Below are 12888 nucleotides of genomic sequence, written 5' to 3' on the forward strand. Positions count from 1 at the left end.
GATGGGACGGTTGCGCGGGATAAAAAGGATTGAGAAGCCGGCCAGCCGCGGGGAGGGGTCCGCGGTCACTGTTACCGTCACTACACCGGGTTACACGGACGCCTCGCCGGGGACTCGGCGGTAGTGTTTCCCGCGGCGGCCGCCGACGATGTCCTCGAGCCGTTCCTCTCCGCGCTCTCCGAGACGTCGGACTCCTCGAGACGGACGCCGACGGCGACGTCGACCACCAGGTCGCACACGTCTACGTCGACGAGGGTTCGCGGTTGCTGTCGGCGCGATAACGGGTCAACGTGCGTGATATCGTGGCACTGTTGGTCCGTAACGGAACGTTTTTCATTAGGCCTCGGCAACAACCAGTTGCGAAGCGCGCCCCGTTGGTTCGCCGAACGCAGTGACGCGGGCCTCGGTGCGAGAACGACGTGATCGCTCCGTTGGTGTAGTCCGGCCAATCATTTCGGCCTTTCGAGCCGATGACCTGGGTTCAAATCCCAGACGGAGCATTTCTGCGTAACAAGTCCGCGAGCTGACCGTGTGTCCCTCGGTATGACGTAGCAGGACCGAGCGACGGCGAGCGTTTCACGTCGTTCGCGTTCCGGATGACGTCTTCTGCTCCCGGAAGTGACCGAAAGCGAACGCGCCTGCACGGGGTTCCGCGGGCGTTGAGACGTCGGAAACCGACCGGTCGGCGGTTCGGGAGCGGGTCCCACGTTTCACGCTAATTCACGCCTCGACAAGACTCGTCCACCCACATCTCCACACCGACTCACTGGAACCGGATAGAATTGTATATTCGTAAACCCCTAGTACGAGGAGTACTTCAGAACGAACAATGACCTACGAACACCTCGACTCGGATCTGGTGAACGAACTGCTCAACGACGGTCGCGCGAGCCTCCGCAGCCTAGCCGAGGAACTCGACGTCTCCGTCACGACCGTCTCCAACCACCTCTCCGACCTCGAGGAGGAGGGCGTGATCGAGGGATACACGCCGAAGATCGACTACGATTCGGTCGGCTACGACGTGACTGCAGTCATGCAGTTCAAAGCCGAGGGGAGCGCCCTGCCCGAGATTACCGAGACGCTGAAGGATCACCACCAGATGATCTCGGTGTACGAGGTAACTGGTGACTACGACGTGATCGCCATCGGGAAGTTCAAAGACACGGACGACATGAACGACCAGATCAAGACGCTGATCACCGATCCCGACATCAATCAGTCGAACACGAGCATCGTTCTCAACGCCGTCAGCGAGAACGAGCAGTTCGAACTCGAGACGGAGTGACTCGGGGTTCGGTCTCCGTCGCGCGCGAGGACGGCCACGCCCGAGACGACGATCCTAGCCGCCCGATTTCGAAGCGTCGACTGATCGCCGGTTCGAAAGAAATATCCGTTGGAAATCGCCGATATTTATTAAGAATTCGAAAATTATTAATGGATCGGTGTGGCGGTAGATGCCAATGGGACAATCCCTCGCGGTCGACACCGACGAGGTGCACGAACGGATCGTTACCGGTGTAGCGGCGCTCGAGGGGGTCGACCCGATGGCGTTACCACCGTTGTTCGACGCGGTCGATCCCGATGCACTCGCAGCGATCTTCGCGACGACGGAGTCGGGCGGACGCCGTGCCGGTCACGTCGGGTTCACCTACGCCGAGCATCAGGTGACCGTCGAGTTCGACGAGTCCGGAGAACCAGTCGTAACGATCGGGTGAGGACCCTCGGGTCTCTCGGAGCGACAGTCGGTAGCGGCGGCGCTCGAGTCGCCGGTGCCGTTGCGATCCGAGTCCGTTCGAACGAAGACTAATGACACGCCGCCTGATACGGAGCGGTAATGGCACGGCTCAACCGGCTCAGAGTGTACCCAGTCAAAGGACTCGACGGCATCGATCTCGAGGCGGCCAAGATACTCCGGGGCGGGACGGTGGCCCACGACAGGGAATTCGCGCTGTTCGACGCTGACGGCGACGTTGTAAACGGCAAACGGACCGACCGGGTCCACGTTCTCGAGACGGATTTCGACCCGGAAACGGGCGTTCTCGAGGTCGAGACGCCCGCCGGGGAGACGAACCGGTTCGACCTCGAGGGCGACCGTGGGGCCGCCGAAACCTGGTTCAGCGACTTCTTCGACGCGGACCTCTCGCTCGAGCGGGATACGTCGCTCGGATTCGTCGATCGACGCGGGATGGGACCGTCGATAGTCAGCACCGCGACGCTTCGAACCGTCGCGTCCTGGTTCGACGGGCTGACCGTCGACGGGGCGCGTCGACGGATCAGGGCGAACGTCGAGGTGGCCGGCGTCGAACCCTTCTGGGAGGACCGGTTCGTCGGGGACGGCGCGCCGGCGTTCGAGATCGGCGGGGTTCGGTTCGCGGGGGTCACGCCGTGCGGGCGCTGTGTCGTCCCACAGCGCGACCCCGATACCGGCGAGCCGATCGACGAGTTTCGGGAGCGGTTCGTACGAAAGCGAGAAGAATTGTTCCCCGACTGGGCCGACGCGGACGCGTTCGATCACTACTACACGCTGATGATCATCACGCGGGTTCTCGAGGCGCACCGCGGCGAAACGCTCCGTGTCGACGATCCGGTCGAAATCGTCGCGGACTGAGTCAGTGGTCGATACCGGGCCGTTGGAACGTCGTCTCGGCCCCCGCTCCGTCGTCCGATTCGCTCAGCGTGCTCTCGAGGTCGAGCGCGGCCACCAGTTCGTTTCGCTCGAGTTCGTTCGGACGCAGGAAGTAGTACGTCTCCGCACAGCCGGCGACCAGTTCCGAGAGCGGTCGGTCTTCGTCGTGGACGACCGAGACGAGATCGCCCGTCACCGCGACGAGCGCCGCGTCGTCGAGTTTGTAGAGCGCGTCTCGAAGCTCACAGACGGTACTGTCGGTCGGTAGTTCGAGGGTGACGCCGTCGACGGTCGCCCAGCGCGTCTCCATATCCGACCGTTCGACGGTAACGGTCTATACGGTTGTGCCCGCAGGCACAGGCCGATCACGACCGTCCGGGCAGGGCGACGGCTCACAGCTATCGTGTGCACTGGCATCACGGGACAGGTCGTGGCCGAGGGGCCAGTGGGGTAAAGTAGCCTCGCTCGGAGGAACTGTGTGATGAGTGATCGGACAGGGGATGCGATCGAGACGCTCGAGTACGTGCTGCGTTCACCGAGCCGAGTACGGGTGCTCGAGACGTTACGAGAGGAGGGGGCCGTCTCGAAGGAGGTGTTAAAGGCAGAGGTGGACGTCGTGCGAACGACGCTGCAACGGACCCTGACGGGACTGGCGGAACGGGGGCTGATCCGCGAGCGCGAGCGGCGATACGAACTCACGTCGGCCGGCACCCTCGCGACGGCGGGCGTCGAAACGGCGCTGGAACGGGTCGGCGCGGCGGTTCGTTTGCGACCGGTGCTCGAGCAACTGCCGGGGGAGGCGCTCGAGTTCGATCTGACGAGGCTGGACGACGCGACGGTCGTCGAGTCGACGACGGTGAACCCGTACGCGCCGGTCGAGCACCACGCGGCGAGCCTCGCCGACGCGGACCGCGCCCGACTGTTGCTCCCGACCATCAGCGCGAAACCGATCGAGACGGCCCGCGATGCCATCGAATCGGGGGCGGTCTTCGAGCTGATCGTCACGGAGTCAGTCGCGGAGACGTTGCGGACTGGGTCGCCGACCGCGGAGGCGTTCGCACCCGTCACGGCCACCGACGCGATCACCGTTTCCGTGACCGACGACGTCGTTCCGTTCTACCTGGGAATCGTCGACGCTGCCGTCCAGATCGGCGTGACCGACGACAGCGGACTGCCGACGGCACTCCTCGAGTCGACGGATGCGGCGCTCAGAACGTGGGCGATCGATCGGTTCGACGCGTTCGACCGGCGATCGACGGCCGTCGAATTCGGTCGGTAGTCCCGTCGGAGCGACGGTCGAACCCGTTCGCATGAGCGGATACGGGGGCGTGTGCGGGCTCTACACGCCGTGCACAGCGTGCACACGCTGTGCGGAATACACTGATACTGCTCCGAAACGGTGCTCTGCATGCGGTAGGTGGTGACCCGCGACTGCGCTGGGGCGTACCGACGACGGCCGGCGGATGGGGTGGGGGACCCAACGACCGACCACTGTCAGGTCGTCGATTCCCGGTTGCGACACGGAACCGGGATTCGTTTTCACCGGTCACGAGGCCGATCCGACTCGAAACGGGAGCTGACCGCTCGAGGGCCGGGCGAGCGGACGAGCGCGTCAGGAAACGCTTAGGGCCTCGCGTCCGGTATCTCGAGTGTGAGCGAGAATCGCGTCGTTCAGGGGCGAATGGTTACGGCCGAAAAACTCGCCGAGCTCGTCGAAGGCGACTCCGTGATGGAAGTCGATTCTATCGAGGAGGCCGACGAGGCGTGTCCGGAGTGTGGTGACAACGTGTTGCAGGTGACGTACATGCCGTCGGTCACCGAACTCGTCACCGGCTGGAAATGTCAGGAATGCGATTGGAGTGATACCGATCGGGACTGATCCGATCGGGTTCGTATCGACGACGAAACGATAGCGGTCGCCGTCCTCGCCGACGCGGTCCTTCGCCGGTGCGGCGTGTGAATAGCCGCAGTTCGGTCCCGTCGCACGCAGGGACAGTGGTCGCGAGGCGAAAACCCACGGCTGTAGTGTGAGAGGATGTCAGCCCACGATCAGCTCGAGTACGACGACGACGGCGGCGAGGAAGACGTGTTCGCCGTCGACGACGAACCCGTAGAACAGCGGGCCGCGATCGGGGGTCGCGAACGGGATGTAAGCGCAGACGTAGGCGTTCATCGCGAGCACGACGAGGTACTCCCGCGGGACGATACCGGCCCCGACGAGGGCGACGACGGTCGCGGCGACGGCGACGGTCGCCAGCAGCGATAGCACGCGGGTCCACCTCGGCCCGAACAGGTTGGGGACCGTCGGGATGCCCGCCGCGCGGTCGCCCTCGATGTCCTTTACGTCGAAGATCACCGCGGCGATGGTGATCATGGTCGTGATATAGGCGAAGAGAAACAGGATTCCCGGCGAGCGCAACTGGCCGTAGTAGTAGCCGACGCCGAGGGGAATCGCGCCCCAGGCGAACCCGACGACGAGGTTCTTCACGAAGAAGAGCTGCTTGACACCGCCGACGGAGTACAGGAGGACGACTACGAGCGGGAGGAGCATGTAAATCGCGCCGGGGAGTCCGAGGGAGACGGCGATCCCGACGGCAGCAAGGTAGAGGCCGATCACCGACACCAGCCAGAGTCTCCCGTACCGCTTCGTAAACGCTGCGCGCTGCGGGACGTTCTGTTCGTCCTCCTCGAGGTCGGTGAACCGGTTGACGGTGTAGACGAACATCGTGGCCGCAAAGAGGATGAAGAGGGGCAGGGGCTCGAGCGGGAGCCCGACGAGGAGAGCTGTCGTGACGGCGACGCTGACCGTGGCCAGCGAGATGAAGAGGTTGCTGTGGACCAGATATCGGAGGACGGTTTTGACGGACGCCGCCCACTTCGGCGTTCGACACGTTGCGGTGGGATTCCTCACGGCGGGTGTGCCTCGTGTGGGTGGTTAGGACAGGCGACGTTTGAATGCTGTGTCGGCTGGTGTCGACCGATCATCGAGCGCGGCAAGCGGTGGCCTCGGCGGCAGGTGGTCGACGACCGATCGATGGAAAAACGACTACTCGTGGCACGGTTTCGGGACAGAGTTCGGACGTGCGGGTACGTCTCACCCACCTTCAGTTGAAAACCCACACAAAGAAGAGAACAAGCAAAACGGTCCGGTAGCGACGAACCCGGTGTAGTCGATACACGTCGATGGATATCCCGTGGCGAGTGGAAACTGGCAGGATTTAAGCAAGGCCGGAACGCCCGTTCGAATGGCATGAAATTACACGAGTATCAGGCGAAGAGCGTCTTCGCCGATGCCGGGATTCCGACGCCGGACTCGCAACTCGCTTCCGATGTCGACGGCGTCGTCGCTGCGGCCGACGAGATCGGGTATCCGGTCGCGGTGAAAGCGCAGGTACAGGTCGGCGGCCGGGGAAAGGCCGGCGGAATCGAACTCGTCGAGGACGAGGACGAGGCCCGAGCGGCGGCCGAGTCGATCCTCGGCATGGATCTGAAGGGGTATCACGTCGATCGCGTCCTCGTCGAGGAAGCGGTCGACTTCACGAACGAGCTCTACGTCGGGATCACGATGGACCGCGGCGAGGGGAAACCCGTCGCGATGGTCTCGACCAGGGGCGGCGTCAACATCGAGGAGGTCGCCGAGGAGGACCCCGATGCGATCGCCCGCGAACACATCGACCCGTCCTTCGGGATGCACCCTTACCAGGCCCGCAAGGCCGTCTACGACGCTGGCGTCGACCAATCGGTCGCGCGCGACGTCTCGAGCGTCCTGACCACGCTCTATCAGCTCTGGGACGACAAGGACGGCGCTGACGCCGAGATCAACCCGCTGATGGTCACGAGCGACGACGAAGTCATCGCGGCCGACGCCGTGATGAACATCGACGAGGACGCGCTGTTCCGACAGCCAGAACTCGCCGAGATGGAAGAAGAAGCGGCCGGCGGCGACGAACTCGAGCAGAAGGCCGACGAGTACGACTTCGACTACGTCCGCCTGGACGGCAACGTCGGCATCATCGGCAACGGTGCGGGGCTCGTGATGACGACGCTGGATCTGGTCGACCACTACGGCGGCCAGCCCGCGAACTTCCTGGACGTCGGCGGCGGTGCGAAAGCCGAACGCATCGCGAACGCGCTCGATATGGTGTTCTCGGACGACAACGTCGATAGCGTCGTCTTCAACATCTTCGGCGGGATCACCCGCGGCGACGAGGTTGCCAAGGGGATCAACGAGGCGCTCGAGCAGTTCGACGAGATCCCCAAGCCGGTCGTCGTCCGACTGGCCGGGACCAACTGGGAGGAGGGTATGGAAATTCTCAACGAGGACCTCGTGACGGTCGAACAGACCCTCGAGGACGCGGTCCAGCGTGCCGTCGAGTACGCTGGGGAGGTGAACGACCAATGAGCGTACTAGTCGACGACGACACGCGCGTCGTGGTACAGGGCATCACCGGCGGGGAAGGGAAGTTCCACGCCGAGCAGATGATGGAGTACGGTACCAACGTCGTGGCCGGCGCGGTCCCCGGCAAGGGCGGACAGGAAGCCGCCGGCGTCCCGGTTTACGACACGGTCCACGAGGCGGTGGACGAGGAGAACGCCGATACGTCCGTGATCTTCGTCCCGCCGGCGTTCGCCGGGGACGCGATTTTCGAATCGCTGGATTCCGGACTCGACCTCGCGGTCGCGATCACGGAGGGCATTCCGACCCAGGACATGGCGCGTGTCAACAAGCGCCTCTCCGAGACCGATACCCGTCTCATCGGCCCGAACTGTCCCGGCCTCATCACCCCTGGCGAGGCCAAACTCGGCATCCTCCCCGGCAACATCTTCGCCGAGGGGAACGTCGGGCTGGTCTCCCGCTCGGGGACCCTGACCTACCAGGTCGTCGACAGCCTGACCAATCGCGGTATCGGCCAGACCACCGCTATCGGTATCGGCGGCGACCCGATCATCGGCACCGACTTCGTCGACGCCCTCGAACTGTTCGAGGACGACCCCGACACCGACGCGATCGTCATGTGCGGTGAGATCGGTGGCGAAGACGAGGAGGAGGCGGCAGCGTTCATCGACGACTACGTCGACACGCCGGTCGCCGGCTTCATCGCCGGCCGTACCGCACCGCCGGGCAAGCGGATGGGCCACGCCGGTGCGATCGTCTCCGGCTCGGGCACCGGGACCGCAGAGAGCAAGATCAGCGCGCTCAACGACGCCGGCGTCCCCGTCGGCGACACGCCCGAGGAAGTCGCCGACCACATCGAAGAATTCCTGGCGTAACCCCCTCGAACGATCCTGCAGGCCGCTCGTACGCGGTCTGTACGCTTTTCTCGGTTCGGACGTCCCCGGCCGTTGCTCGTTCGCACCACGTTCATGACCGTGCGTGTCGTACGTCGGGCCGACCGTGCCGGTCCACCTCGAGTGTGACGTCTGCGGGGACGCGCATACGATCCCGGAGCGACCGGACGATCCGGACGCGGGCGGAACGCACTGTCCGGAGTGCGGGGGGAAACCGTTCACGGTCCATCGGAACGGGCTCACGTGGCATCCGGAGCCGTAATCGCGCTCGAGAGGGGATCACGCGGCCGTCGAGAAAACGAGTACGTATCGGGGGCGGAGCGTGGTGATCGATCGCGCCGGCGCGGCGACACCGGTGATTCGGCGAGCGGAGACGGTGGCTATCGGAACAGCCGGCCGGGGAACGATCGAAGCCGGCCGAAGAGGCCCCGTGATTCGTCGGCGGCCGTGAGGCCGTCATCGCCGTCCGTACTGTCGGTATCGTCGTCGGCGTCTCCGGTCGCAGTGGTGTCGCTCGCCGCGTCAGCAGACTTCGTCTGACTCGCCGAGGCCGCGTCGTCCCCGGTCGTAACGGCGATACTCGAGTTCGACACGACCTCGCGGTCGGACCCGGAGCCGGCGTTGTCCCCGGTCTCACCGTTGGCCGTGGTCTCGGTCTCGGAAGCGATCTCCGCGTCCCCGCCGATCAGTTCGGACGCAGTGACGTCGTTCGTCTCGGTGGGCTCGTCACCGTCGGAGTCCTCGGTCTCCACCCAGAGGAACTCCTCGCCTTTCGTGCGGCCGGTCAACAGGAGGTCCGCGATCTCGTCGTCGTCGGCCAGCAGCTCGTCGGCAATCTCCGGCTCCGGTTCCGGCTCGTCCGCGCTCGCGATGATGTCAGCCGGACTCTCGTCGGCGAGAACGGCGTCGGCACCGCCGTCGTCGACCGCGTCGGCGCGGAGCTGTTCGAAGACGTCGGCGGCCGTCCTGTCCTCGACGCCCTCGGCCGTCTCCCCGTCGGTGGTCTCGTCCTCGTCCGGCGAAGTGGACCGACGTTCGTCCCCCGCGTCGTCGGTCTCGAACTCCCCGAACAGGTCGTCGACGCTCGAGCCGATGTCGAACGCGCCGTCCCCCCGATTGGTGTCTATTGTGCTATCTGTCATGTACTCGCTTCTGTGATACTGGATTATCACACGACTTTAATTTTTGGAATTTTCTCAGTCACGATAGATGAGAAAAGTGACGTATTAGTGTACTGGCCGTCGGCGGTGTTCGACGGTCACAGAATTTGACAACTGGACAGGAACGTAGCGCTTCGCCACACGATTTGGAGACTCAGGGTTCGAGACAGGAAGCGGCGTATTCGATCGGCCAACCCACCCACGAGCGACGGGATGACGGGACCCGCTCGAACGTTCGTGACCGAACGGACTGCGGACGTGTCATCGGCCCGCGTGCCTCGAGAACGACGCCGACGAGTTCGTCGAACCGGGGACGACGCTCGAGAATCAGTGTGGGGCCGCCGCGGGAGCCGTTCGGTCAGCGGGACTCGACTGGGGTCCGATCGACGAAGTCGACGATGCGCTCCGCGATCTCCTCGCCGGCGTCTTCCTGGAGGAAGTGTGCGGCCTCGTCGATCCAGACGTCCGGCTGGTCGCTCGCGGTCGGAACGAGTCCTCGCAACGGATCGCGGTTGTCGGCCGTGATCGGATCGTGCTTTGCGAACAGGACGAACGCCGGCTTCTCCCACTCGGCGAGTCGGTCCCGTGCGTTCGCGAACCGCTCGGCACCGGGGTCGTCGGGCGACTGCGGCACGAGCCCCGGGAAGGTTCGGGCACCCGCCACGTATCGCTCGTCGGGGAACGGCGCGCGGTAGGCATCGACCACCGGCTCGGGGAGGTCGCGGTAACAGCCGTTCGCGACTAGCGTCCCGATATCGAGATCCTCGGCGGTGGCGACCATCTCCGCGAACGCGTGCCAGGTCTCGCTCATCTCCTGGGTTCCGTCGGGCAGTCCGGTATTCATCGGGACGAGCCGATCGAACCGCTCCGGCTGGTCGGCCGCCAGCGAGAGCCCGAGCAGCCCGCCCCAGTCCTGACAGACGAGGGTGATATTCGACAGCTCGAGTTCCGCGACGAACGTCCGGAGGGCGTCGTAGTGCATCTCGACGGTGTACTCGTCTGGATCCTCGTATCTGTCGGAGCGGCCGAAGCCGATCAGGTCGGGGACGACCACGCGGCCCCGCTCGGCGAGGACGGGCATCATCTTCCGGTAGAGGAAGGACCACGTCGGTTCGCCGTGCAGGCAGAGGAACGTCTCCTCGCCGGATTCGGTGGCCGCGTCGCCGCCGGTCTCGACGTACGCCATGCGTAGCTCGCCGACGTCGACGTACTGCGGCTCGTAGTCGAAGTCCGGCACGTCCTCGAACCGCTCCTCGGAGAGACGGATGACCATATGGCATGATACCGCACACCACTATTCAAACGTTGGGAAACCGACGCGAATCGCCCGTTCGTCGAAACCGACGATCACCGACGAGCGCACGCTGCTGGGCTCGAGGGCGGCTTTCAGCAGCCGTCTCCTCGGCGACGGGCCCCGAGCACCGTTCGGACGACGTGACCATCCAAAAACGTTATAAATACGTCAACCGACGCTAGGATTGTGGTTTACGAGACTGGAAACGAGACGGTCGACGACGCACTCGAGCGGGTGCTGGCCGGCGAGCGCCTCGATCGGACGGACGGGCTGGCGCTGATGGCCCAGCCGGTCGAGGCGCTCGCGGAGGCTGGCGCGGCCGTCCGCGATCACTTCGGTGACGGGACGGTCGACGCCTGTTCGATCGTCAACGCGAAGGCGGGCAACTGCGCCGAGGACTGTGGCTTCTGTGCGCAGTCGGTCCACTTCGACACCGGCATCGACACCTACGGCTTCCTCGGGCCCGAGAAGATCCTCGAGGCCGCGAAGCGCGCCGAGCGCGACGGTGCCCAGCGCTTCGGCATCGTCGTCGCCGAGAAGGGCGTCTCGAAGGAACACCGCCCCGACGAGTGGGCGGAGGTCCTCGAGTCCATTCGCCTCGTCCGCGACGAGTGTGATCTCGAGGTCGACGCCTCGCTGGGCATTCTGACCGAGGAGGAGGCCGCGATCCTCGCCGCGGAGGGAATCAATCACTACAATCACAACATCGAGACCTCGCCGCGGTACTTCCCCGAGATCGTGGGCTCACACAGCTTCGAGGACCGGGTGGCGACGCTCGAGGTCGCCAAGGAGGCCGGGATGGACCTGTGTGCGGGCGTCATCCTCGGGATGGGCGAGACGCCGACCGACCGCGTCGAGGCCGCGATCGCCCTGCAGGATATCGGCGTCTCCTCCCTGCCGGTAAACGTCCTCAATCCGGTCGCGGGGACGCCGCTGGCCGACCAGGGCGTCGACATCACGACCGCGGAGATCGTCAAGACGGTCGCGGTGTACAAACTGCTCCATCCCGACGCGCGGGTCCGCCTGACCGGCGGTCGCGAGGTCAACCTGGCACCCGACGAGCAGCACCTGCCGCTCGAGGCCGGTGCGGACGGCATTCTCACCGGCGATTACCTGACGACCGAGGGCCAGTCGCCCGGCGACGACCTCGAGATCATCGAGCGCGCGGGCCTCGAGCCCAACCGAGACACCAACGAGTTCGACCCCGAGGAAGTCAAGGCCAGACACGACAGCGCTGCGGAATCGTCGACCGAGACGGCGAGTACGGGCGCGGAACCGAGCGACGACTGACGAAGACACGATAGCAACACATCGATAAATATGAACGAAATGACGTTTGCGGTACTCGGAACCGGCGGTATCGGCCGACGAGCACTCGAAGTGAGCCAGCACAAGGACGCACTGACACCCGTCGCGGCGTGTGACCGCCACGGCGTCGCCGTCGACTTCGACGGCCTCGACGTGGACGAACTGCTCGCAGCGACGGAGGGCAACATCGACAACGAGGTCGCGACCGATGGAGGGACGGGTGCGACTGCAGCCGAAAGCGGCGTCAAACAACACGGCGAACGGAAGGGCGTCGTCGCCTCGAGTCAGGCACGCCCCAGCGAGGACCCCATTCAGGAGATCATCGACCGCGGTGATGGGATCGACGCGGTCCTGCTCGCCCTGCCGAACTACGAACACGACTTCATTCCCCGGACCGCCGACCGGTTCGCCGAGGGCGGCTACGAAGGGGTCATGATCGACGTACTCAAGCGCTCGCGCGTGATCGACATGCTCGACGACCGCAGCGACCAATTCGAGGAGGCCGGGATCACCTTCATCTGCGGGGCGGGCGCGACGCCCGGACTGTTGACCGGCGCGGCCGCGCTCGCCGCTCAATCGTTCGTCGAGGTCACGGCCGTCGACATCTGGTGGGGCGTCGGCCTCAAATCCGGCTACGAGGACAACCGCGGGACCGTCCGCGAGGACATCGCGCACCTCCCCGAGTACGACATCGAGACCGCGCGCGACCTCTCCGAGGCGGAGATCGAAGCGATACTCGACGACCACGACGGCGTCATCGAGTTCGAGGACATGGAACACGCCGACGACGTCCTGCTCGAGCGCGCCGGCATCTGCGACGCCGAGGACGTCGAGGTCGGCGGGGTCCTCGACGTTCGCAACGACGAGAAGCCGACGACGACCACGGTGCGCGTGACCGGCCGAACCTTCGACGGAGAGACGGCCACGAACACGTTCCAGCTCGGCGACGAGACGAGCATGGAGGCCAACGTCAACGGCCCCGCACTGGGGTACCTGAAAGCCGGCGTGCGACGGAACCGCGCCGGCGAGTACGGCGTCTTCGGCCCCGCCGAACTGATGCCCGGATTCTGAGACGACACCGAGATGGCCGACTTTCGATACCGTATGACCCATAGCATCCACGACCCTCCCGCACATCATCCCGCCAGCGTCGGCGAATCGCGTCGACTCGCTCGAGCGATCCGAACCGTGAGAGTCAAACCGTGGCGTTG

Annotated in this window: 14 protein-coding genes and 1 tRNA gene; 11 read left to right on the forward strand and 4 right to left on the reverse strand. The window is 65.0% G+C overall.

The features are described from left to right. Window positions 1-425: 425 nt before the first annotated feature. The 4 genes from BMX07_RS02415 (at window position 426) to BMX07_RS02430 (ending at window position 2608) form a co-directional block, all read left to right on the forward strand. A tRNA-Glu gene (locus tag BMX07_RS02415) sits at window positions 426-500 on the forward strand. A 329-nt stretch (window positions 501-829) separates the two neighbouring features. Continuing rightward, window positions 830-1285: an HTH-type transcriptional regulator Lrp gene (gene lrp / locus BMX07_RS02420; protein WP_090613161.1), complete on the forward strand. Its 456-nt coding sequence runs from the start codon at window positions 830-832 to the stop codon at window positions 1283-1285. Window positions 1286-1460: 175 nt separating this feature from the next. Then, entirely contained in the window at window positions 1461-1715 is a 255-nt protein-coding gene (locus BMX07_RS02425; protein ID WP_090613165.1) for a HalOD1 output domain-containing protein, read from the forward strand. Between the two features lie 119 nt (window positions 1716-1834). Beyond that, window positions 1835-2608 carry an MOSC domain-containing protein gene (locus BMX07_RS02430; protein ID WP_090613168.1) on the forward strand — a complete coding sequence of 258 codons (774 nt, stop codon included), beginning with the start codon at window positions 1835-1837 and terminating at the stop codon, window positions 2606-2608. Between the two features lies 1 nt (window position 2609). On the opposite strand, the gene BMX07_RS02435 is transcribed toward BMX07_RS02430, so the two are convergent. Beyond that, entirely contained in the window at window positions 2610-2936 is a 327-nt protein-coding gene (locus BMX07_RS02435) for a hypothetical protein (RefSeq protein ID WP_090613174.1), read from the reverse strand. Between the two features lie 171 nt (window positions 2937-3107). Between BMX07_RS02435 and BMX07_RS02440 the strand changes: the two genes are divergently transcribed. Then, complete coding sequence (locus BMX07_RS02440) at window positions 3108-3905, forward strand: helix-turn-helix transcriptional regulator (protein ID WP_090613178.1); 798 nt, start codon at window positions 3108-3110, stop codon at window positions 3903-3905. 372 nt (window positions 3906-4277) lie between these two features. Further along, on the forward strand, window positions 4278-4505 hold the full coding sequence (locus tag BMX07_RS02445; protein ID WP_090613184.1) for a DUF5795 family protein: 228 nt from the start codon (window positions 4278-4280) through the stop codon (window positions 4503-4505). A gap of 159 nt (window positions 4506-4664) precedes the next feature. Here the strand turns inward: BMX07_RS02445 and BMX07_RS02450 are convergent, their stop codons facing one another. After that, window positions 4665-5537, reverse strand: a complete 873-nt coding sequence (locus tag BMX07_RS02450) for a UbiA family prenyltransferase (RefSeq protein WP_090613187.1) — start codon at window positions 5535-5537, stop codon at window positions 4665-4667. A gap of 339 nt (window positions 5538-5876) precedes the next feature. On the opposite strand from BMX07_RS02450, the gene sucC reads away from it, so the two are divergent. From sucC to BMX07_RS24815, 3 genes are all read left to right on the forward strand, one after another. Next, a complete protein-coding gene (gene sucC, locus BMX07_RS02455; RefSeq protein ID WP_090613190.1) occupies window positions 5877-7028 on the forward strand; it encodes an ADP-forming succinate--CoA ligase subunit beta in 1152 nt (383 codons plus the stop codon). Continuing rightward, window positions 7025-7897 (forward strand): succinate--CoA ligase subunit alpha, encoded by an 873-nt coding sequence (sucD, locus tag BMX07_RS02460; protein ID WP_090613194.1) that lies wholly within the window; start codon window positions 7025-7027, stop codon window positions 7895-7897. The genes sucC and sucD overlap by 4 nt, the downstream gene beginning before the upstream one ends. Window positions 7898-8000: 103 nt before the next feature. Next, window positions 8001-8177: a hypothetical protein gene (locus BMX07_RS24815; protein WP_217643676.1), complete on the forward strand. Its 177-nt coding sequence runs from the start codon at window positions 8001-8003 to the stop codon at window positions 8175-8177. Between the two features lie 118 nt (window positions 8178-8295). On the opposite strand, the gene BMX07_RS02465 is transcribed toward BMX07_RS24815, so the two are convergent. Continuing rightward, the gene (locus BMX07_RS02465) at window positions 8296-9057 is read right to left on the reverse strand and encodes a hypothetical protein (RefSeq protein ID WP_090613197.1); all 762 of its coding nucleotides are present in this window, start codon (window positions 9055-9057) and stop codon (window positions 8296-8298) included. 376 nt (window positions 9058-9433) lie between these two features. Further along, window positions 9434-10348, reverse strand: coding sequence for a haloalkane dehalogenase (locus BMX07_RS02470; protein ID WP_090613202.1), 915 nt, complete (start codon window positions 10346-10348; stop codon window positions 9434-9436). 207 nt (window positions 10349-10555) lie between these two features. Here BMX07_RS02470 and bioB point away from each other — a divergent pair, with 207 nt between their 5' ends. Beyond that, window positions 10556-11659 carry a biotin synthase BioB gene (gene bioB / locus BMX07_RS02475; protein WP_090613206.1) on the forward strand — a complete coding sequence of 368 codons (1104 nt, stop codon included), beginning with the start codon at window positions 10556-10558 and terminating at the stop codon, window positions 11657-11659. A 30-nt stretch (window positions 11660-11689) separates the two neighbouring features. Then, window positions 11690-12748, forward strand: coding sequence for a (S)-8-amino-7-oxononanoate synthase BioU (locus BMX07_RS02480; protein ID WP_090613209.1), 1059 nt, complete (start codon window positions 11690-11692; stop codon window positions 12746-12748). Window positions 12749-12888: the final 140 nt, after the last annotated feature.

It is taken from the genome of Natrinema salaciae, from assembly GCF_900110865.1.
GTDB classification, from domain to species: domain Archaea; phylum Halobacteriota; class Halobacteria; order Halobacteriales; family Natrialbaceae; genus Natrinema; species Natrinema salaciae.

Bases quoted from the DNA above. Each gene is read 5' to 3' on its own strand.
- lrp (WP_090613161.1), top strand. From the start codon at position 830: ATGACCTACGAACACCTCGACTCGGATCTGGTGAACGAACTGCTCAAC.
- BMX07_RS02425 (WP_090613165.1), top strand. From the start codon at position 1,461: ATGGGACAATCCCTCGCGGTCGACACCGACGAGGTGCACGAACGGATC.
- BMX07_RS02430 (WP_090613168.1), top strand. From the start codon at position 1,835: ATGGCACGGCTCAACCGGCTCAGAGTGTACCCAGTCAAAGGACTCGAC.
- BMX07_RS02435 (WP_090613174.1), bottom strand. From the start codon at position 2,936: ATGGAGACGCGCTGGGCGACCGTCGACGGCGTCACCCTCGAACTACCG.
- BMX07_RS02440 (WP_090613178.1), top strand. From the start codon at position 3,108: ATGAGTGATCGGACAGGGGATGCGATCGAGACGCTCGAGTACGTGCTG.
- sucC (WP_090613190.1), top strand. From the start codon at position 5,877: ATGAAATTACACGAGTATCAGGCGAAGAGCGTCTTCGCCGATGCCGGG.
- sucD (WP_090613194.1), top strand. From the start codon at position 7,025: ATGAGCGTACTAGTCGACGACGACACGCGCGTCGTGGTACAGGGCATC.
- BMX07_RS02465 (WP_090613197.1), bottom strand. From the start codon at position 9,057: ATGACAGATAGCACAATAGACACCAATCGGGGGGACGGCGCGTTCGAC.
- BMX07_RS02470 (WP_090613202.1), bottom strand. From the start codon at position 10,348: ATGGTCATCCGTCTCTCCGAGGAGCGGTTCGAGGACGTGCCGGACTTC.
- BMX07_RS02480 (WP_090613209.1), top strand. From the start codon at position 11,690: ATGAACGAAATGACGTTTGCGGTACTCGGAACCGGCGGTATCGGCCGA.